Source organism: Cryobacterium sp. Y50 (assembly GCF_002929805.1).
Classification (GTDB): domain Bacteria; phylum Actinomycetota; class Actinomycetes; order Actinomycetales; family Microbacteriaceae; genus Cryobacterium.
This window is the reverse complement of sequence record NZ_PJJM01000076.1, coordinates 34,031-57,408: the sequence shown is the minus strand read 5'-3', so window position 1 is coordinate 57,408 and position 23,378 is coordinate 34,031. Positions and strand designations below refer to the sequence as shown.

The 23,378-nt window shown below is 65.0% G+C and carries 16 protein-coding genes and 2 pseudogenes; 13 read left to right on the top strand and 5 right to left on the bottom strand.

Going from position 1 to position 23,378, the window contains the following annotated elements:
- Nucleotides 1–57: 57 nt before the first annotated feature.
- The 5 genes and pseudogenes from CXY73_RS05400 to CXY73_RS05375 form a co-directional block, all read right to left on the bottom strand.
- Nucleotides 58–921: pseudogene (locus CXY73_RS05400) on the bottom strand (transposase); the annotation flags it as partial.
- Nucleotides 918–1,571: an IS3 family transposase gene (locus CXY73_RS05390; RefSeq protein ID WP_233198154.1), complete on the bottom strand. Its 654-nt coding sequence runs from the start codon at nucleotides 1,569–1,571 to the stop codon at nucleotides 918–920. The pseudogene CXY73_RS05400 and the gene CXY73_RS05390, both read right to left, overlap by 4 nt.
- Nucleotides 1,568–1,864 (bottom strand): annotated as a pseudogene (locus CXY73_RS05385) (transposase); the annotation flags it as partial. The pseudogene CXY73_RS05385 and the gene CXY73_RS05390, both read right to left, overlap by 4 nt.
- Nucleotides 1,865–3,052: 1,188 nt before the next feature.
- Nucleotides 3,053–4,246, bottom strand: a complete 1,194-nt coding sequence (locus CXY73_RS05380; protein WP_233198153.1) for a tyrosine-type recombinase/integrase — start codon at nucleotides 4,244–4,246, stop codon at nucleotides 3,053–3,055.
- Nucleotides 4,247–4,253: 7 nt separating this feature from the next.
- The gene (locus CXY73_RS05375; protein ID WP_104177073.1) at nucleotides 4,254–4,442 is read right to left on the bottom strand and encodes an AlpA family transcriptional regulator; all 189 of its coding nucleotides are present in this window, start codon (nucleotides 4,440–4,442) and stop codon (nucleotides 4,254–4,256) included.
- Between the two features lie 1,042 nt (nucleotides 4,443–5,484).
- On the opposite strand from CXY73_RS05375, the gene CXY73_RS21425 reads away from it, so the two are divergent.
- The 13 genes from CXY73_RS21425 (at nucleotide 5,485) to CXY73_RS05310 (ending at nucleotide 23,350) form a co-directional block, all read left to right on the top strand.
- Nucleotides 5,485–5,817 (top strand): hypothetical protein, encoded by a 333-nt coding sequence (locus CXY73_RS21425; RefSeq protein WP_146071638.1) that lies wholly within the window; start codon nucleotides 5,485–5,487, stop codon nucleotides 5,815–5,817.
- Nucleotides 5,818–6,760: 943 nt separating this feature from the next.
- On the top strand, nucleotides 6,761–8,071 hold the full coding sequence (locus CXY73_RS05365) for an ABC transporter substrate-binding protein (protein WP_104177071.1): 1,311 nt from the start codon (nucleotides 6,761–6,763) through the stop codon (nucleotides 8,069–8,071).
- A 124-nt stretch (nucleotides 8,072–8,195) separates the two neighbouring features.
- Complete coding sequence (locus tag CXY73_RS05360; RefSeq protein ID WP_104177070.1) at nucleotides 8,196–9,074, top strand: carbohydrate ABC transporter permease; 879 nt, start codon at nucleotides 8,196–8,198, stop codon at nucleotides 9,072–9,074.
- On the top strand, nucleotides 9,071–9,958 hold the full coding sequence (locus CXY73_RS05355; protein WP_104177069.1) for a carbohydrate ABC transporter permease: 888 nt from the start codon (nucleotides 9,071–9,073) through the stop codon (nucleotides 9,956–9,958). The genes CXY73_RS05360 and CXY73_RS05355 overlap by 4 nt, the downstream gene beginning before the upstream one ends.
- Nucleotides 9,955–10,668 (top strand): GntR family transcriptional regulator, encoded by a 714-nt coding sequence (locus tag CXY73_RS05350; protein WP_104177068.1) that lies wholly within the window; start codon nucleotides 9,955–9,957, stop codon nucleotides 10,666–10,668. The genes CXY73_RS05355 and CXY73_RS05350 overlap by 4 nt, the downstream gene beginning before the upstream one ends.
- A gap of 2 nt (nucleotides 10,669–10,670) precedes the next feature.
- Nucleotides 10,671–11,624, top strand: a complete 954-nt coding sequence (locus CXY73_RS05345; RefSeq protein ID WP_104177080.1) for an ROK family protein — start codon at nucleotides 10,671–10,673, stop codon at nucleotides 11,622–11,624.
- Nucleotides 11,621–13,147: a DUF4127 family protein gene (locus CXY73_RS05340; protein WP_158254034.1), complete on the top strand. Its 1,527-nt coding sequence runs from the start codon at nucleotides 11,621–11,623 to the stop codon at nucleotides 13,145–13,147. Before CXY73_RS05345 ends, CXY73_RS05340 begins: the two co-directional genes overlap by 4 nt.
- A complete protein-coding gene (locus tag CXY73_RS05335; RefSeq protein ID WP_104177066.1) occupies nucleotides 13,147–14,853 on the top strand; it encodes an FAD-dependent oxidoreductase in 1,707 nt (568 codons plus the stop codon). Before CXY73_RS05340 ends, CXY73_RS05335 begins: the two co-directional genes overlap by 1 nt.
- The gene (locus CXY73_RS05330) at nucleotides 14,846–15,586 is read left to right on the top strand and encodes an N-acetylmannosamine-6-phosphate 2-epimerase (protein ID WP_104177065.1); all 741 of its coding nucleotides are present in this window, start codon (nucleotides 14,846–14,848) and stop codon (nucleotides 15,584–15,586) included. The genes CXY73_RS05335 and CXY73_RS05330 overlap by 8 nt, the downstream gene beginning before the upstream one ends.
- The gene (locus CXY73_RS05325; protein ID WP_158254033.1) at nucleotides 15,579–18,431 is read left to right on the top strand and encodes a glycoside hydrolase family 38 C-terminal domain-containing protein; all 2,853 of its coding nucleotides are present in this window, start codon (nucleotides 15,579–15,581) and stop codon (nucleotides 18,429–18,431) included. Before CXY73_RS05330 ends, CXY73_RS05325 begins: the two co-directional genes overlap by 8 nt.
- A 69-nt stretch (nucleotides 18,432–18,500) precedes the next feature.
- Nucleotides 18,501–20,972, top strand: coding sequence for a glycoside hydrolase family 10 protein (locus CXY73_RS05320; protein ID WP_104177063.1), 2,472 nt, complete (start codon nucleotides 18,501–18,503; stop codon nucleotides 20,970–20,972).
- Between the two features lie 450 nt (nucleotides 20,973–21,422).
- On the top strand, nucleotides 21,423–21,782 hold the full coding sequence (locus tag CXY73_RS05315; RefSeq protein WP_369831212.1) for a hotdog domain-containing protein: 360 nt from the start codon (nucleotides 21,423–21,425) through the stop codon (nucleotides 21,780–21,782).
- Nucleotides 21,783–22,012: 230 nt separating this feature from the next.
- Nucleotides 22,013–23,350: a cytosine permease gene (locus tag CXY73_RS05310; protein WP_104177061.1), complete on the top strand. Its 1,338-nt coding sequence runs from the start codon at nucleotides 22,013–22,015 to the stop codon at nucleotides 23,348–23,350.
- Nucleotides 23,351–23,378: the final 28 nt, after the last annotated feature.

Here is a 23,378-nt window from a genome sequence, read left to right as displayed (position 1 = left end):
CGACCACACCCTCTACCAGGAACCAGCCGAGATCCCGATGCTCAAAACCGCTTGACAAAGACATTGAGATTCCCAATGCCCGGGGACCTCTCGTGCAGCGACCTCCTCCGGCCGTTTGTCGATCATCACGTCGGCGGTGACGTGGCCACCGGGCCGGTGCCGCGCCCTGGAGCGCGGGACCCGCAACGACCGCCCTGTTCGCAGATTGGCGACAAGATCGCGGGTGAGTGCGCCCCGAGATTGGACATACAGCGCCTGGTAGATCGCCTCGTGGGAGATCCGCATCGACAGATCGTGGGGATAGTCGATGCGGAGGCGACCAGCGATCTGTTCCGGACTCCACACCGTCGCCCAGCGTCGATCTTGGCGGTGGGGCTTGTTGCGCCCCTTCCACATCTGTGTCGCCGGTCCGGAGATGGGCACACCGTTGGCGTCTTTGACTGCCCCCGAGAGACGGTCTTGGACGTAATCGCGCAGCCGGTCATTGGCCAGAAGCTTCACCGTCTTCGGTCGTTGCGCCACAAGGTCCGACTTCCACTACGCGACAGAGGCCCGATACTCCAGCTTTCCCCCACGGGTGGCAGCGTTGCGGCGCAACTCGCGCGATATCGTCGACGCAGACCTGCCCATCGACCGGGCAATACCACGCACACTCGTGCCCTGAACCCGCAACAACGCGATTTCCTCACGCTCAGCAAACGAGAGATAGCGACCAGTCAATGGGGCGAGCGTGAAGGGAGACATACCACCACGATGCCGGAACCACCGGGCGCCGACTGCCGGCGACACGCCAACGGCCGTTGCCGCATTCTTGCTCGAGAGCCCGCGCGCGACCTCGCCCCAGAACGCTCGCTCAATCTCCCGCCGATGCGACGGCGCACCAGGCGACTTCATCGGGGACCTACCCGTTAACTCCTTCATCCAACCTGCGGGACGCCCCATCGAATACCTCCATGATCGGAGTGTTGCGACGACCAGTTGAATCCGCCTTGGGTGCCGCGGTCGCTGTGGAAAATGACGTGCGCCGGCCTGTCTCCGCGCAGTGCCATGGCCATCATCAGGGCGTCCTCGATCAGGTCGGTCCGCATGTGAGCGGCGATGGCCCAGCCGATCACCCGGCGGCTGTGAGCGTCGATCACGGTCGCCAAGTAGACCCATCCCTCCCAAGTCCTCAGATAGGTGATGTCACCGACCCAGACCTGGTTCAGCGCCCCGGTGTCCCATTCCCGTTTGACCGCATCGACAGGGTAAGCGTCGGCGTGGTCAATGATCGTGGTGGTCTTCCACTTCTTCGGGCAGATGCCCACCAATCCGAGGCGTTGCATGATCTTGGCGACGGTCTTGCGCGAGATGGTTTCCCCGTCAGCACGGAGGTCCGCGAGGATCCTCGGCGAACCGTAAACCTCGTCGGAGTCACCGTGAAACCACGCCACTTTCTGCTCGAGGCCGTCCTGCCGAATCATGCGGTCCGATGGCTTCCGGTCGAGCCAGACGTAGTATCCCGATCGGGACACCTCGAGCAGGCGAACCATGCGGGTGATGGTGAAATTGGTCTTCTCCGCCAGCATCAGTTCGAACGCTTTACGCTCGTATCCGACGCTTCCTGGGCGAAGAAGATGGACGCTTTTTTTAGAAACGCCCGATCAAGTTTCAGGTCCGCGTTCTCTTTCCGCAACCGAAGTAACTCAGCCCGTTCCGACTCCGTGACTCCGGTCTCGCCGGTGTCATTTCGGGCCTTGAAAGCGCTGACCCACCGGCCCAGCGATGCTTCGTTGATGCCGAGCTCGCGGGCCACGGTGGCAATCGCCCTGCCGGTGTTGATCACGAGCTTCACGGCCTCGTCTTTGTACTCAGGAGTGAACTCCCTGCGTGTCTTTCACATGTGAACATTCTCTCTTGTGAGGTGTCCACCCAACGGGGGCAAGGCCAAACCTTGCAAATACGACGCCCGACTACGGTTGGCTGCCGCGACCAACGGGGACCTCTCTGCACAACACCCTCTTGAGGCAGGGTTCAGTATTTGGTGACGTATTCGGAGGGGCCGATGTTTCAGCAAGCGGGGTGTGCCGAAGTCCGCGCCAGCAAGCTACGCACGGGCGGACGTAACCGTGCCAGCGATCGTCGGCGTGGTACACCCTCGCTGGTCGGCCAAGCGGCCCATGTCGGCCCGAATTGGCCAGAGTTCTCGCTGGCGGAATCGATGACCTGCAAGAGATTCAAGATGCTGTCTACCGGACGTAAATTAAAAAGCGCCGTTCAAGCGCCCTACGACCGCCGTGTCAAATGCGAACATAGGCCCACCCCTCGAGTTGAGACTGAGTCAGGAAGACGACGGCAGCAAAAGTGCTACTCACGCCGATGCCAAGATCGTGGACGCCAAGACCCACGGACCGAAGGCTGTTTTCACATGCCACCACCGACACGCCCAGCAAAACGAGCGCGATGTTGATGTTGTCACCCAGAGTGGAATTGGTGGCGAGAAACTGGACGGCTCGACCTTGAACTCCGAGGGCAATTGTCCTCGGAGTGGCGAATCAGTGAAGGGCTTGCAGACACCCCGCAAACTTGCGGCAACGGAGGCTGCATCCGAACCAACCATACGAAGAAGAAGAAGTGGCGGAACGCTCTGGAACGCCAACTTTGAACGGCCTTCATTAATTTACCGAAATGAGTAGCGGTATCACCAGTGCTACTGCCACGACGAGACAGGCCACCGCGACGACGCGTACGCGGCGGTACTGACGTCGTTGCGTGGACTGTGACGTCGCGCCTCTCACCACGGAGCGAAATTGTAACCAACGAGCTTCGTTCATGACGCGGGGGTAGGCCTCGGCATCACCAAGGGTGAGATACCCTCCGCCGGCGAAGGCAACAATGTCGTCAGCCTTGGGAGCCGATAGTTGCAAGGCGATAACTGCTTAGAGCATGCGTGGACTTATTTTAATTAGCGAAGGGAATGTTCCAAGACTCGGACGGGGAGACGGCTGGAACGGTCTTTTAATCCTAATGTGCATACATTTGATGCCAGAGTCACTGGTAGCGAGAGATCGGCTTATAGGAGCCCTTCTAGAGCCTCGTCCATAATCTGTGCAGTGATGGGGTCGACCAGTTCGGCAGTGACAACGTAGCTGGCACGGGTGACCTGCTCATTCGAGTGTCCGAGGAGCCGCGACGCGAGTGTGATGCCCGCAACAGCTTCAATGTGCGTGGCCGCTGTGCGTCGAAAGATGTGGGTGGTAAATTCCCCCACGTTGATCCCAGCGCCTTCCAGTGTCTTCTCGTTGTCGGCGACGAAAGTGCGGAGCAACCGTTCAACATTGCTGACGCTGCGTGGTTCGCCCGTCTTCGTTGCAAAGAGATAAGCCTCCCTGTCTCGGCTCGCCTCTGACAGTTGCCGGCGGACTGCGGTCGCCGCGAAACTCGGCAGGGCAATGCGCCGCTTCTGCCGGGATCGTTTCGGAGAAGGCTTCCTGCGCAGTCCCTCGGCGCGAGTCTGAGTGATTGTGCTCGCGATGAGCACGGTGGGCGGGTTCGCGGTCACGTCGACATCGCATCGACGGAGGGCAAGTACCTCCCCTAGGCGAGCGCTAGTGCCCACCATGATCCACATGGCATTCTCCAGCAGGCGTGCGTTGGGGCGCGGGCCGAAATGGTCTCTCTCAGACCGCCAGGATCGCATGAGGGCGCGCACGATTTCCAATTGCTCAGGGGTGAGGGCCGATTCCTTCTTAGGCGCCACCGGCAGGGCGCGGGCGTCGCGAACGGGGTTGAAAGCGAGCACACCATGTTCGATTCCAGTGGCGCAAATCTGCGAGAACATGCTGCGAGCCTTGCGAGCTGCCGATAAGGATTTAGTCTCGCGAATGTGCTGCAGAATCCGGTTGCAACGCAACACGGTGAGGTCGGTCAGGAGCAGATCCCCACACTCGGGAATGATGACGTTGTTGACGCTGAACTCGTACGTCTCGATGGTGGAGATCTCGACCGTTCCGGACCGCCGCTTGTCGTCTAAGAAGACCATCGCGGCCTCCGCAATCGTCGAGTACGCAGTCAAAGACAGCCCTGTGATGCCATTTCGGAGCAGGCCGGCCTGGTCATCAAGTGCCCGGCGGGCCTCCACCTCGGTGGCACGTGTTCCTTTCAGCCGATGGAGCGTCCCGAACTCGTCCCGCATCCGTGCATGCGCCTGCACCTGTCCGTTCGCCAAGACGACGATGCGGATGGTGCCGACTTCGCCCGCGCGCATTCGCCGCCTAGGCATGCATGGCCAAAGCCTCGAACCAGGCGAGAACCTCGCGTCGCATGTATCTCACGTGGCGGCCCATGCGTCGATACGGTGGTCCGGTTCGAGTCTGGCGCCACTCTTCGAGCGTGCGGGGTGAGACTTGCAACAGGTCGGCGACCTGCTGCCCGGTCATTATTTGTGCGTCATCATCGGTCATGACAATGAGGTGCGACGCGGCATTCCGACCTCGTACGCAGCAACGCGTAGTTGGCCGGGCTAACCGCCATCGTTGTCGCCAAAATGGCGGCTGGGAATCGTTTTTGGCACCCAAAGTGGCACTTCGGGCCGTGAACGGTGTGTCTGGAAACAAGAAATGCCCCTGGTTTCCGCGGAAACTCAGGGGCTAGTGCTGGGGTACCTGGACTCGAACCAAGAACAAATGATAGTCGTCTCGGTCGTCGTGCGCACCTGCATACGGGGCAGACTTCCGCGGAATTCCGCGGTTCTCATGGGGTTTAGTGTATGCGCTGTACGGCGAGATACGGCCTGAATCTGGTCAGATATTGGGGTTTATGGTGCGTTTTTGGTCACGTCATGCGGCGACGGCGTCGCACTGACCCCGTTCCAGGCAAAAGAAACGATGCGGCGGTAGCTCTGTGCGCCCAAAGAACGATCCGTAGTCCTCGCCGGCGCAAACGGAGTATCCGCCGCGCTTCCCACGCACTGCTAGCCTGTCGTTCGTCGGGGGTGGTAATCGTGGGGATTCTACATGCGGCAGGGTCCGAGAGACTGGAACCCGCCGGGGTACTGGGATGAACCGTCAGCCAGCGTCACTACTCGATCTGCCCGTGCGTATGCGACCACAATGCCAAAGGCTCGGTCGAGCAACGTGATCGGCCTACTGGCAGTCGCTCTGGGGCTTTTTGCCACGCTCCTGCCGCTGGCGCATCCTGACGCCAGCCCCGGGTTCCGCGGATTCGCCTTCACAACTGCCGGCCTCACAGCAGTGATGTTTGCTATTCGAGCCGCTCATCTTCGCAGAGAAGGCCGTGCAACGAGTCCGCCTACTGCCCTTGATCGGTGGAATTCTCGGTGTAACAGGAATTCTCCTTTCTATATGGAGCCTCGCGTTCTACTACGAACCGAATGTCCTACCTCCGATACCCAGTTCGACTTCGCTGACCGGACTGACTCAGCCATTCATGAATACTGTGGATGGCTTTGTCTCACCCGAAGTCGGTTCCGCCGTAGAGGACGTTATGCCAAGTTCCGTCGCACGTGTACCGGTGGAGTCAGCCGCACTCTCCCTTGAGGAGGCGCAGTCAACTATGAAGATGACCGCTGGCACCGTTACCTCCGTCATTAAGAGTTTGAGACTGCCCGAGGAACCTTGGCCGAGTGCCCTGTACATCGACGAGAACAACATGGTGATGATCGAGGAGGGGGACAAACTCGCTCCCCTGTCGGCCGGCACCACAGCTACATACACGCGGAGCACGAGCGGCGAAAATTACCGCCTGACAATTATCGACGACGCCACCGGGATCGGCGTAACTTTCGATACTCAATCGGGAGACGTGACGAACAACTGATTGATGTGGTCGTCCACGAGCGCTGTGATGGCGACATCCTGACGGAGAATGTCGTCGCGCGCGCAAGTCGCTCCACTCTACCCGTCGCCGTGACGCGTCCTATCCGAAAATGCGTCAAGCGCGGTCGACGGCGTCCCAGAAGTCAGCTCGAACCTCCACTCTGACGGCGTCGCTCAGAGTGTTCTCACCCATTGCTCCAGATAGATCAACCAGGAGGGCCCTGTCGAGGTCGCGCGGAATCGACGGTCGGCCGATACTCAACTGGACTTTTGGGCGTCTGACGCTGTCGTCGCCCGGGCATGGTAACTGATGACTTCAGCCATTGAACATTTACCCTTCATCGTGATTGATTCTGACTCTCATATATTGTTTTCAATCACGATCAATCATGTACGACTTCATTCTGCAGCCGCGACGCGATGGCTCAATCGCTATCCTGCTGACGTCCACGATTTTCGGACACCGACTCCATGTCGAGGTGGCATCGACGCCACCTCACCCGCCGATCCTCTGTCTTTGCGGGGGTAAGGGATCAGCGCGTGTTTGCTTCGCAAAAGGGACTACGAACGATCGAATGAGAACGTCTCCACCGGCCTAACTCCAGCACGCTGACCCGGTCATCGCCGCCGATGAGACCGGCTCGCAACCGCAATCGCCGCCAACGACGATGGCTTGCGCGAACTCGTAAAGCGCCCCGAACCGCAACCACATCCGAGGCGTGCTCGTACGATTCTGGGAGAAAGTTTGGCATCGAAACGCACGAATGTGTGAAGTCGGGCTCACGACCACAAGAAGACTACGGCCAACTGGTTCAGACCAATTTGCGTATTGTCCTTGACGTTGGTCCTATTTGGGTTCAGGCTAACCAAAGTGGTACGAACCAGTGACGGTCCGCACCAGACGTTAGACACCAGACGCTAGAGAAATTACGGGAGTACTGTCAATGAAGAAGCTACCCATGATCGCCCTGGGCCTCGCCGGAGTGCTGACCATCGGCCTCACCGGCTGCGGGCTCGGCTCGGGGCCGTCCGGCAACGAGGATTCCAGCCCCACGGACGGCCAGGTCAAGGGCGAGATCACCTTCTCCACCCTTCAGCTGAAGCCCACGTTCACGGACTACATCGAGGGCGTCATCGCCGACTTCGAGAAGGCCAACCCGGAAACCACAGTGAAGTGGATCGACATTCCCTTCCAGGGTGCGCAGGAGAAAATCTCCACCGACGCCCAGGCCGGAACCCTGCCAGACGTCATCAACCTCAACCCGAACTTCGCTCAGCCGCTTGAGGTTCAGGGTGCCTTCGTCAATCTCGACGAGGCCGTGCCCGAACTACGCGAGAAGTACGTGGCCGGAGCCTGGGACGCCTTCCAGGTGCCCGGCGAGGACGGCTCGTTCGGATTCCCCTGGTACCTCTCATCCGAGGTGACCATGTACAACGCCTCGATGTTCGAGGCCGCGGGTCTTGACCCCGCGGCCCCGCCGACCACCTACGCCGAGCTGTTCGACGATGCCCGTACGCTGGCCGAGTCCGGCGCGAGCGCTGGCTTCACCGGAATGCACCCCGCCCTCGAGAACCGGTTCATCACCGATCTCGGCCGAATGGGCGTACCGCTCATGAACGACGCCGGCACGGAGTGGACCTTCAACACTCCCGTCGCCGAATCCTACGTCGCCGAGCTCGCCGAGCTGTACCAGACTGGGGTCTTCCCGTCCGATTCACTCACCCAGGACCACGCCAAGGAGACCGAGGCCTATCAGGCCGGCCAGATCGCCCTGTTCCCGTCAGGTGCGAACTTCCTCTCGATTATCGAGGAGAACGCTCCTGACATTGCCGAAACAACGGATGTCGGTCCGCAGATCACGAGCGAGGGTGGCCCGACGAACGTGTCGGTCATGGGTCTCCTCGTGCCGAAGAGCAGCAAGAACAAGGCAACCGCGCTGGCGTTCGCCGAGTTCATGACCAACGCGGAGAAGCAGCTCGCCTTCTCGAAAATCGTCACGATCTTCCCATCGGTGACCGAGGCCCTGGACGACCCTTATTTCATGGACGACTCTGACGGCTCTGTCGAGTCGAAGGCCCGCCGAATCGCCGCCGAGCAACTGACCGACGCGCAGAATATCGTGCCGGTGCAGTTCGACGACCGGATCAAGGCCATCGTCATCGGCAAGGTACAGCTCGCCATGAACGGCGATCTAACTCCGGCCGAGGCGCTGGATCAGGCTGTCGAAGAGTCGAACGCCATCACCGGCAAGTAGCAGATAGCCAGGCACGCTGGCCGGGGCATCCCACCATGGATAACCCCGGCCAGCACCACCGGATTACGCGATCACCGCACCGGCTCAGAGACCCGAAAACACCGCACATGAAAGCGCGTCAAACATGAAACCACAGTACAAATGGCTGCCGTGGCTGTTCCTGGCGCCGGCGCTCGTCGTGGCTCTCACCTTTACAATCAGCCCATTCCTGAACACGATCGTGCTGTCGTTCACCAACTCCACCACCCTCGGAGGCGGGAGCTTCAACGGCGTCGACAACTACATCGCCCTCGCGAACAGCCCACAGTTCTGGATCTCCACCCGCAACACCGTGCTCTACGTGATCGTCGTAGTTCCACTCCTGATGGTTCTCCCGCTCCTGCTGGCCGTGCTGGTCGAGCGCAACATCCCCGGAATCGGATTCTTCCGTTCCGTCTTCTACTCCCCGGTGGTGGCCTCCATGGTCGTCGTCGGACTGATCTGGACTTGGCTGCTCTCGTCTGACGGCGCTGTGAACGGCCTGCTCCAATCGCTGCGGGTGATCCAGGAGCCCCTGCCGTTTCTCACCGACACGACCCTGCTGCTGCTCAGTTGCATGATGGTCACCGTCTGGAAGGGGCTCGGCTACTACATGGTGATCTACCTCGCCGCCCTCGGCAACGTGCCCAAGGAACTGCACGAGGCCGCCCAAGTCGACGGCGCCGGCGGAGCCCGCCGCTTCTGGTCGATCACTATGCCGGGCGTGCGCCCCACCATGCTGCTGGTCGGCCTGCTCGGCTCCATCGCCGCGATGAAGGTGTTCGCCGAAATCTTCGTGATCAGCAACGGCACGGCCGGCCCGGGAGGTCAGGCCAGAAGCTTGGTCTACACGATCCGGGAAGTGGGACTCGGCCTCAGCGGTGAGATCGGCTATGCCTCTGCGATGAGTCTCGCGCTGTTCCTACTCACCATCGGTTTCTCCATCCTTTATCTGCGCTCCCAGCGAACGGACCAAATGCGATGAGCACCACCCTCTCGCGCCGGATAACGGCGCGCCCGCCGGCTCCCAAGCGTCGCAGTGGGGGCACACGCCGCAAAGCGATCGAATACACCATCCGCTACGCGCTGCTCGCCTTCGTCTTCGTGCTCCTGGTGGGGCCGTTCATCTGGCAGTTCGGCACCTCGATCAAGGGTTCCAGCGAATCCATCTACACCGCCAACCCCTTCCCGACGTCGCCGACCTTCGAAAACTATGGCATGGTCGCCGACACGATCCCGGTCTTCCGTTACCTCGGCAACTCCCTCATAGTGGCCACCTCGTCCGCACTCTTGAACTGTGTGCTGGCGTCCCTGGCCGGTTACGTGCTGGCACGGATGCGCTTTCGCGGCAGCACGCTCGCCGACGTGATCTTCCTGGCCACGATCATCATCCCCTTCGAAGTGATCATGGTCTCGGTGTTCCTCACCTCCCGGTCGCTCGGACTCGTCGACAGCCTGCTCGGGGTGATCCTGCCCACGGCCGTGACCGGCCTGTCGGTCCTGATCATGCGCACCGCGTTCCTGGCCCTGCCCCGCGAAATCGAGGAGGCAGCCATGATCGACGGCGCATCCGACTGGCAGCGGTTCATCCGGGTGGCCCTGCCTTCGGTGCAGGGCTCGCTCGTGGTCGTCGCCATCTTCGCCTTCGTCTTCGCGTGGGACGACTTCCTCTGGCCGCTGGTGATCCTCAAGGACCCGGCGAACTACACTCTCACCGTTGGCATCCAGTACCTTTCCGGTACGTTCACCAGCAACCAGCGGGTGGTCGCGGCTGGCACCATGATCGCCGTCATACCGCTGCTCGTGCTCTTCTTCTCGCTGCAACGCTGGTTCTTCCACGGTGTCGGCGAAGGAGGTCTCAAAGGATGAACGTTCCCAAGTATGCTCAGCTCCGTTCGGAGCTGCAGCAGTTGATCCTGGCCGGGATGCCCGCCCACACTGCCCTGCCGAGCGAACGCGATCTGATGACCACCTACGGTGTGTCTCGGATGACCGTTCGCGAGGCCCTGACACGGCTCGTCGACGACGGCCTGATCTACCGGGTGCACGGCGCAGGCAGCTTCGTCGCCGACGCGGCGAAGATCACTAAGTCGCTCACGCTCACCTCCTTCAGCGAGGACATCCGGTCGCGCCGGATGGAACCTGGATCCATTTCCGCCAGCCTGACCCGGGTCGAGGCTGACGTGAACCTCGCCAGCATCCTCAGGATCTCCCCCGGCGCAGCCGTGGTGCACCTGGAACGCGTGCGCACCGCCGACGGAGTACCGATGTGCCTGGAGCGCGTCTGGATCCCCGGCGACGTGCTGCCGGAGGATTTCTCGCTGGACACGACACCATCCGTCTACGACTATCTCGACAGCATCGGCCGGGCGCCCGAAATCGCCACCCAGACCATCCAGGCCACCGTGCTTGACGCGGTTCAGGCCGCACTGCTTGACGTGCCGGCGCAGTCGCCGGCGATGTCAGTGACCCGCGTGACCGCGGACGGCGAAGGACGCGAAGTGGAATTCGCCATTAGCCTTTACCGGGCCGACCGCTACGACTACCGGATCACGGTGAAGCGAGAACGGCACCGATGATCATGACTCCGACACCGGCCTACTCGCTCGGAGTGGACATCGGGGGCACGAAGACCTTGGCGGCACTCGTGGACGATTTCGGCCGTGCCGCCCGCACGTTTGAGGCGCCGACCCCGGCATCCGGCGGGCCGACGGCCATTCTGGGCACCGCACTCCGGCTCGCCGGGCTCGCTCTGGCCGAACTCCCCGCTGGCGCCCGGCCGATCGATTCCGTCGGAATCGGCTCGGCCGGCGTGATCGATAGAGCCACGGGAACCGTGCTCTCAGCCACGTCAGCCCTCGTCGGCTGGGCGGGAACCGACATCCGCCGGGCCTTCCAGATCGCATTCCCGGGCCTCTCCGTGATCGTGGTCAATGACGTGCAGGCATTTATCTGGGCCGAAACCGTGCACAGTGTCGCCGCGGGCAGCACCCAGGTGCTCGGCGTGATGGTCGGCACCGGAATCGGCGGCGGCCTCGTCATCGACGGTCGGCTCCACACCGGAGCGCACTCCGCGGCCGGCCACCTCGGACACATCGTCGTGGCCGGCGCGGGGGGCCTGCCCTGCCCCTGCGGGCGCGACGGGCACCTCGAGTCGATCGCGTCCGGCCCGGCCATGACGGCGGCCTACCATCGGGTCGGCGGTACGGCCGACGACCTCCGGGCCGTCGCGGCGGCAGCGGCCGAAGGCGACGCCCTGGCCCGCGGCATCCTCAACACCGGGGCGGATGCCGTGGGCTCCGCCATCGGCTCCGTGGCTAACTTGCTCGACCCCGAGCTGATCGTGATCGGCGGGGGCGTGACCGGCCTCGGCGCCGACTGGCTGGGCCGCGTTCGACGGGCGGCTGCTCGAACGATCATCCCGGCAATCGGCCCGCTCCGAATCGAGCCCGGATTACTCGGTGCCGGCGCCGTTGCGATCGGTGCTGCCCGGCTCGCTCGGCCTGTTCCGTTCCCCGAAAATGGCACCCCGTGACCGGGATCGTGCTAGTGCCGCTGGACGAACGTCCAGTCTGCACGAGCCTTCCCTCCGACATCGCCCGCATCGCTGGAATCGATTGCGCCCTGCCGCCGACCGCGCTGCTGCCCCGTATCCGTCACCACGGTGACACGGCAGGCCTCACCGACTGGCTCATCGCCTCCCGGCAGGAGGCGTCCTTCGCGGTCGTCTCGCTCGAAGGCCTCGGTTTCGGCGGGCTGATCCCGTCTCGGATCGGACGCGAGAGCGCCGCCGAGGTCGCGGAGCGCTGGAGCGTCTTGCGGCAACCGGGTTGCCCAGTCTTCGCCTCGACGCTGGTGCCCCGCACCCCGGACTCCGCAGACGCAATGGAGGAGCCGGAGTACTGGGATCCGCACGGGCCGGCGCTGCATCGGTTGTCGGCGGCGCTCGCAACCGGCACCGGGGTGGCCGAAGCCCGGGCCGCGGTTCCCGCGACCGTCAGGGCCGACTGGATCGGGCGCCGGCTGCGCCAGCACACCCTTGCCCTCACGGCGATCGAATTCGCGGCGCACGGCGACATCGACCGGCTCGTCGTCGGGATCGACGACGCCGCCGAGCAGTCGCTCTCGGCGGCTGATCAGCATGCCCTCGATGACTGGGTCAACCGGTGCCAACTCGGCGACAAGGTATTCGTGCAGCCCGGCGCGGACGAAATCGGCGCGGTGCTCGTGGCCCGCGCCTGTCTCGCGGTGCGCGGCGTGCGTGCGCCGACGATCGGCATCTCGTGCTCCGACCCGGAGTCGCTGAACCGGGTCGCCCCCTACGAATCCTCGCCGGTGAGGGAGACCATCCGACGGCAGGTCGAGGCGGCCGGCGGGCGCGCGGTGTTCCTCGACGGGAGCAATGGTGCAGAACTTTTTGGGACCTCCGCCGCACGCTGCGACGCGATACTGGTCGTGCACCCGCCGGAGTTTCCCCGCAGCCCGGCCGCCGACTGGGCCATGGCACCCGACGCCCCCACTGACCCGCGCCAGGCGGAGCTGACGGCCGCGCTCGTCACCCGCGCCGTCACGAGCACCGCTCTCGTCGGCCTAGCCGACGTGGCCCGGCCCAACGGTGCCGACCCGGCTCTCGTGGCCGCGCTCGACGCGGCCGATGCCTGGCGGGGGCTCAGCGGCTTCGCGGCCTGGAACACTGCGGGCAACACGGTGGGGACCGTCGCGGCCCAGCTTGTGGCCGGGTGGGCTGGCCGAGAGTCCGGCACGCTCGACGCCGGTGCGCTGCAGATCGCCGTCGCCCGCCGTGTGGTCGAGGACTACGGCTGGATGTCGATCGAACGGGACCGGGTCCGCACTGAGCTCGGCTCACCCCGAACCCGGCATGACCACGTTGCCGAGCCCGACACCGGCAGCCTCGTTCTGCGGAACGCCGAGACCCGGCTTGCCGCAGTGCTCACCGCCCGCCCGGGGCTAGACCGGGTGCGGATCGAGCCCTCCAGCCTCACGCTGCCCTGGCATCGCACCTTCGAGATCGACCTGCGCCTGACGGTGGTCGACTGATGTCAACACGAGAAGCCGCGGGAAGTCCCGATGTCGCCTCTGACCTCGACCTCGTCCCTGACCTCGACCCGGCACCGGCACCTGAGCCGGCGAGCAATTCCGATCTGGCAAGTGACGTGGCCGTGATCGGCGGGGGCCTCGGCGGCATCGCTGCGGCGCTGGCGGCGGCCGACGCCGGGGCAACCGTGATCCTCACTGCGCAGGAACCGATGATCGGCGGCCAGGTCACTGCCCAATTGACCGCGCCGCTCGACGAGCATCCGCTGGTCGAATCGGCGGGGGTGACGGCCCGCTATCGCCGGTTCCGCGAATTGGTGCGCGCGAGGAGCGGCGGTGCCACCAATCCGGGCGAGGGCTGGGTTAGCCGCCTCTGCTTCGAACCGCTGGTCGGCCTCGACGTGCTCGAAGCCATGCTCCGCCCGCACATCGAGGCTGGCCGGATCCGCATCGTGCGGAACGCCCGGCCGGTAGCCGCCGTGGACGCAGCCGGCGCCGCCGCCCACCCCAGAGCCCCGATCGCCGCGGTTCGACTTCGACCCGAGACAGGTCCGTACCTGATCGTTCGCGCGGACGTGTTCGTCGACGCGACCGAACTCGGCGATCTCCTGCCACTGACCGGCACCCGCTGGGTGATCGGTTCGGAAGGCAGCGACGCCTTCGGCGAACCGGATGCCGTGCGGGGAGCCGCCGACCCGCTGGCCGAACAGTCCTGCACTTGGGCCGCGATCCTCGTCCGGGAGACCCACCCTCAGCCGGTCGGGGCTGCCCCGCCAGGCTACGCCGTACTGCGCGACGCGCAGCCGTTCTCGCTCGACCTGCCCGGCACAGACAACGACGCGGATGCCGATACCGTCGCGCACTATCGCTTCTTCAGTATCGGCCCCACCGGACTACCGTCGTTCTGGGCCTACCGACGCATCCGCACTACAGGTTCGGGAGCAGTCGCGGGGGCAACCGAGGCCGCCGTCATTAACTGGGCCGGCAACGACTATCGGGACTCCGGCCTGATCGGCGACCCTGCACACGCCGGCCCGGCCGCACGCGCGCTCACCCTCGCCTTCGTGTACTGGCTGCGCACCGAGGTCCCCCGCGATCCGGGCGACGGCGCGGGCCCGTTCGGCACCGGCCGCGGCTACCCGGAGCTGCGGCTCGCCCCTGAACTCAGCGGTACACCCGATGGGCTCGCAACTGCGCCCTATGGTCGGGAGTCCCGTCGCCTGGCCAACGCTAAGCCGATCACGGTCGCCGACCTCTTGCCGGCAGCGCCCTCACACCCAGCACCCGAGATCGCCGACTCGCTCGGCATTGCCTGGTATCACGCCGATCTGCATCCGCGGGTCGGGTATCCCCGAAGCGTCTACCGCGAAACGGCACCGTTCCAGCTGCCCGCACGTGCGCTCGTGCCCGACGCGGGCATCGCCCCGGAGAACCTCGTGATGGGCGCCAAGAATTTGGCCGCCACCCAGATCGCCGCCGCCGCCTACCGGGTGCACCCGGCCGAGTGGGCGATCGGCGAAGCCGCCGGAACCCTTGCCGCCATGAGCGCGCGGCTGCAGCAAAGCCCATGCCACATCATCCGTGACCCGGCACTGGTCGGGCGGGTTCAGGCTGAACTCCAGCTGAACGGCGCACCGATCAGCTGGCGCGGCACTAAGGCCTTCCCTTCCGAACCAGCCCTAACCCAGACGGAGATCCAGCATGTCTGACCACACCCCCCAGCCCAACAGTGCCACCTCGCCGGAGTTGATCGATCGCCTGCGCGGACAGCTCATAGTCTCCTGCCAGGCCCGGCCGGGCGATCCGCTCTACGGCCCGGACCACATGATCGCGATGGCGCTAAGCGCGATCGCGGGCGGAGCCAGCGGGCTCCGAATCGAGGGGCCGGGCGACATCCGTGCCGTGCGGGCAGCCACGACCTTGCCCATCATCGGTCTGTGGAAGATTGGCGAAACGGATGTCTACATCACCCCCACTCTCGCCGCAGCCCAGGAGGTCCTCGAGTGCGGCGCCGACGTCGTGGCGCTCGACGGCACCGCGAGGCCCCGGCCCGACGGCCTGACCCTGGCCGAGACCATCAGCCGGTTGAAGGCCAACGGACCGACAGTCGTGCTGGCCGACGTGTCGACGGTCGACGAGGGACGCTCCGCCGAGGTCGCCGGAGCGGACCTGGTATCGACGACGCTCTCCGGCTACACCCCCTACAGCCGCCAGGGTCCGGGACCCGACCTCGACCTCGTGGCCGAGTTAGTGGCCGCACTCGACATCCCGGTGCTGGCCGAAGGACGCATCTCCACCCCCGCCGAGGCGCGCGACGCTCTGGAGCGCGGTGCCTCAGCCGTGGTGATCGGCTCGGCGATCACCCGCCCGCAGGTGATCACTGCGGGCTTTGTGCTCCAGACCGCCGACCTACGCACGAAGCAGGGCCACCGCCTTGACTGAATCCGGCGCGTCGAGGGCATCCGTCCCCCCAGCGGGCACGTCCGCATCATCCACGACCACCGGCAGGGACCTCTGCCACGTCATCTCCCACGTGCACTGGGACCGCGAGTGGTACCGCGGCTTCGATGGCTACCGCGGTCGCCTGGTCGAGCTGGTGGAGCGGGTCTGCGACGCGCTCGACGACGATACGTACGCATCCTTCCACCTCGACGGCCAGACCGTCGTGCTGGCCGATGTGCTCGAGATACGGCCCGACCTTGAGCCGCGCTTGTCGGACCTGATCGTCGCCGGCCGGCTCACCGTGGGTCCGTGGCACGTGCTCGCCGACAACCAGCTGGTATCGGCTGAAAACCTGGTGCGCAACCTGTTCCGCGCCCGCCGCTGGGGCAACCGGATCGGCCGGCTCTCCACCGTGGGCTATTCGCCCGACGCGTTCGGGCATCCGGCCGACCTGCCGCGACTGCTCGCCGGTTTTGGCATGGACACCGCTCTGGTCTGGCGCGGGGCCCCGCCCGAGCTCGGCCGCTTCCGCTGGCGCTCCCCCGACGGCAGCGAGGTGTTCACGGTCAACCAGTCGTACCACCAGACCGAGGTGCTCTGGGCCGCCGACACCAGCGGCGGTCTCCTCCGCGACTACGTCGACGCCGAACGGACCCGGCTGCCGGAGGGCCCGTGGCTGCTGCTGAACGGCGGCGACCACGTGGTCCCCCGCCCCCCCTCCAGGCGAACGGGAGCGACCGCTGGCTCCGGAGTGGCCCTGGTCGAGACAACCCTGGAAGCCTTCTTCGAGCTGGCGAGGCGCGGTACACCCGGTACGGATGCCGCTCCGCTGGCCGTCGTCAATGGCGAACTTCGCACCCTCGGGAATCGCCTCACCTTCCTGCTGCCGGGCACCCTGTCGGCACGCACCTACGTGAAGCTCGCCAACGAGAGGGTTCAGACCCTGCTCGAGCGCTTTGTGGAGCCGCAACTCGCCCGGCTCCAGCTGGCTGAGCTCCAGCGTGCCCGGCCTCAGCGCGCCCAGCTCGCCGGTGGGTCAGCCTCGGCCAATGGCTTCACCTCGGCCGGCTCGCAGCCTCGCTCTCTGGCCGGCCTGCTCGACCACGCCTGGGACCTCGTGATCAAAAACGCACCGCACGACTCCATCTGCGGCTGCAGCATCGACGAGGTGCACCGCGCCACCACGGTTCGCGCCGAACGGGCGAAGGAGACCGGCGAGTTGCTCGTGCAGAGGTTCCTTCTCGCCGAGGGCCTCGACACCCGCCGCTACGGCACTCCACCGGTCGACCGGATCGACCTCGTCGTGCTCAGCGGACAGGGAGACGACACGAGCGGCGCCGTGGTGGTGGAGCTGGCAACGGATGCCGCCCGCGGCATTACCGCGCTGCGCACCACCGATGGCGCCCCGATATCATTCGAGGTCGAGTCCACCCGAATCGAAACGGTCTTCGAGGCCGACCTCGACCTGATGCCGGACTCCCGGGAGTGCGCCATCCACCGGGTCGCGTTCCGGGCCGCCGACGTACCGGCCTTCGGCTGGCGCGCCTACACCGCAGAACTCGGCGACGCGGCCGCCACTGCCCAGCTGCCGACGAGCAATGCCGCAGCATCCCAGGCCCCGGCAACCCAGACCCCGGTATCCCAACCCGGGGCGTCCCAGCCCGCGGCGATCGAATCCGGCCGCTTTCTGATCTCGGCCAACGCCGACGCATCCCTGAGCGTTCACGACCGGGCAACCGGTGTGCGTCATGACAAGGTCGGCCTGCTGGTGTCCAACGGCGACCGCGGCGACAGCTACAACTACGACCCTCCCGCCGTCGACTTGGTCGTGCACCCGACCACCACGTCAGTGACGGTTACCCAGACCGAGGTGCGCACCCGCATCCTAATCAAGGCTTCGATGCTTCTACCTGAGGCTCTGGCCGAAGACCGGGAATCCCGCAGCTCTCGCTGCATTCCGGTGCCGCTCACCGTCGCGATCGAACATTGGGCCGCCACCGACCGGCTCGACTGGACTGTCGCGGTTGACAACCGGGTCGACGACCATCGGCTCAGGTTCGAGGTTCCACTCGACCCGGCGGCCACCCTGTGGACCGCCGACCAGCACTGGTCCGCGATCACCCGGCCGATCGGGCCCGACCTCGGCGCGCTGCCCACCGAGCGCGGGCTGGAGGCCGAACACGGCGTCGCGCCCGTGCACTCATGGGCGAGCGCGGGGACGGGAGGCGTCGCGGTCGCGGTGCTCACCCGTGGCCTGCCGGAGCTTCAGGCCAGTTCCACCGACGGTTCGAACGTGCTCGCCGTCACGCTGCTGCGCGCCGTGGGGTGGATGTCCCGGTTCGACCTGCGCACCCGCACCACCGGCGCCGGCCCGATGCTCCCGGTGCCGGAAGCGCAGTGCCACGGAGTGCTCACTGCCCACCTCGCCGTCATATTCGGGCACGGCGCCGAGAGCGGATCGATCACCCTCCCTATGGCCGCCGCCCGGCACCGGGTACCACTACTGGCCTACGCACTTCGACCAGCTGCCACCCCACCCGCGGCCCGGTCGGCTGCCGGGAACACCCCTCGGGTGACGAATGCCCTGGTCTCGACATGGAAGCCCCTCGACGAAACCACGGCCGGGCACGGCACCGTGCTGCGAATCGGCAACCCGACGCCGTTGGCCCGCACGGCCACCGTCACTCTACCGACCGGTGTGGGCACAGTGGAACGCGCGCGAATCGACGAGACCGTGCTCGCGGCATTCCCCGTCGCGGCCGACGGAACGCTCGCTGTCGAACTCGGCCCTTTCTCCGTCCAGACGCTAATCCTCAGGACGGGAGGCCCCTCGCCCCGGACGTGAACCGCCCGACGACCCGGCCCGAAATACCTGGCGCCGAAAATCCGCTACTGCAAGACATTGGAGTCCAGAATGCGCACACGACCTATCAGTCTCGCCCACCAGGCGATCGGCAGCCGCCGATTCGCCTGGCTTGGCGCTCGATCGGCCACCCTGGCCATGGCCCTCGCCATGGCGCTGCTGGTGCCGCTAGTCGCAGCGCCAGCGGATGCCTCCGCTGCGCCGCCAACCGGCCCACGGGCGACCGCCGCCGACGGAAGCGTGCAATCGATCGGTGCCATCGACCCATCCAGCCGCACCAGCGGCCTGTTCGCGCTCTACACGCCCGACTTCGGCGCCCAGACCAAGACCAACTCCTTCGGCGGCGAAGCCGTGCTCCAGAAGACCGAGACCGCAGGCTCCTACCTGGTCCTGGATGTCTGCACGGCCTTCACGTCCTGCTCAAACCCGGGGAACAACAAGATTCCGACCAATGGTGTGGTGCTGTCCGCCTCCCCAGGTGGAACCCCGGACGTGCGACTGTTCCTGCGCGACCACGTGCGCGTCGGCGACCTCGTCACGATCGCAGACCTGACACTCCGCACGGTCACGAGCCCCCTCGACGCCACCGATCCCACCGCAGCGACGAACCCGGCGGCCGTGGATCCCGGCACTGGCAATTGCTATCCCGGCTGCCGCGGCACTGAGCAGCTCATCCTTTACACCCCGGCCTTTGGCCAGACCACCACCGGCACGAACGACTTCGGCTTCGAGGTGAGCGTCTCGGGTGACCGCGTGATCGCCCGGGGCGGTGGCAACCGAGCAATCACGGCCGACGGCATCGTACTCTCCGGGCATGGCGGCCGCGGCGCCTGGCTCTCCAGCAACGCTGTGCTCGGCGCCCGTGTGAGCATCTCCGGCGGGATTGTCACCCTCACCATCGATGCCGACACCTACCTCTACGGTGCCGAGCAGGCGTTCGCCGAGGCCGACCGCGCCATCACCGGTGCCACCGATAGCTGCCTCATCGCAGATCTCCCAGGCGCCAGCTCGGCGGCCACCGAGGCTGAAACTCAGCTTGCCAAGGCCTCGGCTGCCATCGCCGCCGGAGATCAGGATGGCGCGATGGTCTGGGCCGTCGCGGCCAAGGAAAGCGCCAACCTCGCGCTCTACCGCACGGCCGAGTCTTTGCCCGTGGAGGGTCGCGGCCTGTGGGTGCGGCCCACCGAGACCACCCCCGAACAGATCAGCGCCACCCTGGACGCCATCGACACCTCCGGCTTCAACATGGTCTTCCTAGAAACCGTATGGCAAGGCTTCACGATCTACCCGAGTGCTGTCGCCGCCGAATACGGTATCGCGCCGCAGCGACCTGAGATGGTGGGCTTCGACCCGCTCAAGGTGTGGGTGGAGGAGTCGCACCGCCGCGGGATCGAACTGCACCCGTGGGTGCACACGTTCTTCGTTGGCGTCGATTCGGCGAGTGACGGCCCCGGCCCGGTGCTGACCGCCCACCCAGAGTGGGCTGCGGTAGAGCGGGAGGACGTGGGCAAGGTCGGCCCACAGCCGTCGTCCCAGGAGGCCGGCTACTACTTCGTCGATCCATCGATGCCGGAGCCGCGCCAGTATGTGAAGACCCTGTTCGAGGAGATCCTCACCGACTACGACGTCGACGGCCTGCACCTGGACTACATTCGCTACCCCGTCTCCGAGCCCTGGGAAACCGCATCATTCTCCTACAGCGACCATGCCAGGAAGGCCTTCGCGGCCGAACACGGCATCGATCCCTACGCCCTGACCCCCGCCGACGCCCTGTGGAAGGCCTGGGACGCCTGGCGCGAAGCCCAAGTGACCTCGTTCGTTGCCGAGGTACGCGACCTTCAGCGGCGGGTGGCACCAGACGCTGAGATCTCCGCCGCAGTCTTCCCCAACCCGGCCGACGGCTTGGCCAAGAAGTTCCAGAACTGGGCCGACTGGGTAAAGGCGGGCTATGTTGACGTGTTGACCGGAATGTCCTTCGGCACCACCGCAGAATCAGTGGCCGAGGAGACGGCACTCATGCGCGGAATCGTCGGCACCGATAACCTGCTCTACACCGCCACCTACGGCCCCTTCCGCGGCTCGACCCCCGATGTGCTGCTCGCCCAGGTGCAGGCCGTGCGTGACGCAGGCAGTGACGGCGCAGCGCTGTTCGCCTATAACCAGCTGTCGGCACCCCAGGCCGGCGCGCTGACAGAAGGCGTCTTCCGAACGGATGCCCGAACACCCCACAGTGACCTTATAGCCGCGGTCCGCGAAGCCGGTGCTTGGTCCGGCCGCACCATCACCGCTGCATCCGAGGGCTGCGTACCGCAGAAGATCGCCAAGGACTTGGTCAAGAACCTGACGGCCGCCGACCGCTGGCTGCGCACGGACAAGCCGGCCAGAGCCATGACCGAGTACGCGACAGCCGCCGAACTGGTGCGAACCACCCGCAGCCTTCAGCCCGCCTTCGCCGACCGCCTCCTGCGCGACCTCGCCACCTACGGGCGGTGGAGCGAGCAGATCGTAAAGCGCGGCTCGTGATCGAGACAGGATCTCGAAGCTAGGGGTGCCGAGCTTATCCGCGCGCTCAATTGCAGGATGGGCGCCGGTAGTCGGGCACTATGGCTTCCCACCCCCGCCGAATCCTGCATTCATGTTGGGTCATGGGGCTGCTAGCCGCGCCAGCGGACCCGGTGCTCACGACGTAACGAAAGCAGGTGTGGATTTGGTGTCCGCGGTCGATAGGTACATGACGCGGGCACCATGCGGCACCAGCATGAGGCCGAACTGCCCACTCAACGCGCGTCTTGCACAACAACCGAACCCGAGGAGGGGAGTATCCCGGTAACGGTGTTTCCGGCGTTTTTCATAAGTAGGATTCTGCGTTCGGCCAGCGGTCTCGAACGGTGATGGCGAAGGCGTTGAGTACTGGCTTCCAACGCATCGTCCACCGGGCTCGGCCCACTCCTGTGCGGTCGGCTGGAGCGCCTCGTGCTGCGTCACAGCCTACGTGGGCAACGTTCATTTCACCCGCCCGATCGCCCGGGCAATCTCGTGGAGGTGCACGCCCGCATCCTGCACACCGGCCGCACCAGCGTGCTCGTGACGGTCGAGACAATGGATGCGCGCCGTCGCGTTTACACGCCGGCCACGCACTGCATCGTCGACTTCGTGACCGTCGATGTCTCTTGGTCCCCGCAGGTGGTGCCCGAGTGGCATCCGTCGTCGAATGCCGACCACACCCTGCAAGGCCCCGCCGAGCAGTGGCTCGAACTCCGTCGACGCATCCAGGCGGCCATGCGCGTCGATGACGATTCGGATGCGAGCGCCGCGCCGCGCACCGAGGACTGAATCTAATTGGACATCCGCACGACACTGAACAACTTGATAGTCGTCGGGAGGGTATCACCGGCCTGTGACGGGGGCAGAATCCCGCGGATCAGCTGCGCGCAGCTGGGCTGTCTTCGAAATGTGCAGTCTGCTGAAATATGTTTTGTACTCGTGCACTTCGCACAGGGAGTAGGTGCAGGCCGCCGACTAGCGTGATCTCAACATCATCTCCGGCTTCCAGAAGGATTCTCATGGCTCCCACCGCTCATGCCGACGATTTCGCCCTTTCCCGCGTCACCCCAGCTGCACAGAAACCTTGGTTTGGAATCGCGGTTCAGCGATTCGGTCAAGTCTCCGCGCTCTCGCAATTTCTCCTCGGAGCCACCCTCGGCTACAGCATGACCTTCGCCAATGCGGCACTCGCGCTCATTCTCGGCTCGATCATCCTCGAGGTGATCATGTGCGTCGTCGGCATCATCGGACAGAAAGAGGGACTCAACACCGCACTTCTCGCCCGCTGGACGGGTTTCGGCGAGATCGGTGCCTCACTTGTTGGGCTCGCAATCGAAATCAGCCTCATTGGCTGGTTTGGCATCCAGAGCGCCATCTCCGCCGAGTCTCTCGACGTGCTCATGCCGGGTGTGATGCCGGCCTGGGGCTGGAGCCTCATTTTCGGACTCGCCGTCACGGCGATTGTCGCGTTCGGGTTCAAGGGAATGCAAATGCTCGCGAACATCACCGTGCCGCTCTTCCTGATCCTCGTGGGCTGGTCGGTCATTAGCGAACTCAGTAATCATTCCTTGATCAGCCTCGTCACGTCACCCGCCCCCGGGCCGACGATGAGCGTATGGGCCGGCACCGGCATCGTCGCCGGCGGCCTCATCGTCGGCGCGATCATCACAGCTGACATGACTCGGTTCAACCGCTCACGGGCCGACGTTATCAAGCAGACCGTTGTGGGCGTCAGCCTCGGAGAATTCGTGATCGGGCTCGCGGGCGTGCTGCTCGCTCACGCAGCTGCTTCCGGCAACATCGTCGCGATCGTCACATCCTCGATCGGATTCATCGGCCTCATCATCGTCATCACCGGCACGCTCAAGATCAACGACTGGAACCTCTACTCGTCGAGCCTTGGACTGATCAACTTCATCTCCACAACGTTCAACAAGAATCTGAACCGGGTCACAATCACCGTCGTATTGGGCGTCGTCGGATCCATCCTCGCCGCAGCAGGCATCCTGTCGCAGTTCACAGGCTTCCTCATCATCCTGGGCGTCGCGTTCCCGCCGATCGCAGGCATCATGGTGGCTGAGTACTTCGTCGTGAAGAAGTGGCGCGGCGATCTCGACGCAACCCGCGAGGCGGGAACACTGCCGACGTCGGCGCCGCGAATCGTACCGGCGACAATCATCATCTGGGTCGTCTCCGCGGGGATCGGCTACTTCGTGACGTGGGGCATCCCGCCAATTCTCGCGCTGCTCACATCAATGGTGCTCTACATCATCGCGGGCAAGCTCGGCTGGGTTCGTGGCGTCGGCTCCGTCCGGACCATCCAGGCGCAACAGCCTGTCCCCGAGCTCACGCGCTAATCACTCCAAACGAAAGCGACACCATACT

Excerpts from the sequence above, each read along its gene's own strand:
- CXY73_RS05345 (WP_104177080.1), top strand. The coding sequence starts at position 10,671 with ATGACTCCGACACCGGCCTACTCGCTCGGAGTGGACATCGGGGGCACG.
- CXY73_RS05380 (WP_233198153.1), bottom strand. The coding sequence starts at position 4,246 with ATGCGCGCGGGCGAAGTCGGCACCATCCGCATCGTCGTCTTGGCGAAC.
- CXY73_RS05330 (WP_104177065.1), top strand. The coding sequence starts at position 14,846 with ATGTCTGACCACACCCCCCAGCCCAACAGTGCCACCTCGCCGGAGTTG.
- CXY73_RS05350 (WP_104177068.1), top strand. The coding sequence starts at position 9,955 with ATGAACGTTCCCAAGTATGCTCAGCTCCGTTCGGAGCTGCAGCAGTTG.
- CXY73_RS05375 (WP_104177073.1), bottom strand. The coding sequence starts at position 4,442 with ATGACCGATGATGACGCACAAATAATGACCGGGCAGCAGGTCGCCGAC.
- CXY73_RS05335 (WP_104177066.1), top strand. The coding sequence starts at position 13,147 with ATGTCAACACGAGAAGCCGCGGGAAGTCCCGATGTCGCCTCTGACCTC.
- CXY73_RS05360 (WP_104177070.1), top strand. The coding sequence starts at position 8,196 with ATGAAACCACAGTACAAATGGCTGCCGTGGCTGTTCCTGGCGCCGGCG.
- CXY73_RS05355 (WP_104177069.1), top strand. The coding sequence starts at position 9,071 with ATGAGCACCACCCTCTCGCGCCGGATAACGGCGCGCCCGCCGGCTCCC.
- CXY73_RS05320 (WP_104177063.1), top strand. The coding sequence starts at position 18,501 with ATGCGCACACGACCTATCAGTCTCGCCCACCAGGCGATCGGCAGCCGC.
- CXY73_RS21425 (WP_146071638.1), top strand. The coding sequence starts at position 5,485 with ATGCCAAGTTCCGTCGCACGTGTACCGGTGGAGTCAGCCGCACTCTCC.
- CXY73_RS05365 (WP_104177071.1), top strand. The coding sequence starts at position 6,761 with ATGAAGAAGCTACCCATGATCGCCCTGGGCCTCGCCGGAGTGCTGACC.
- CXY73_RS05310 (WP_104177061.1), top strand. The coding sequence starts at position 22,013 with ATGGCTCCCACCGCTCATGCCGACGATTTCGCCCTTTCCCGCGTCACC.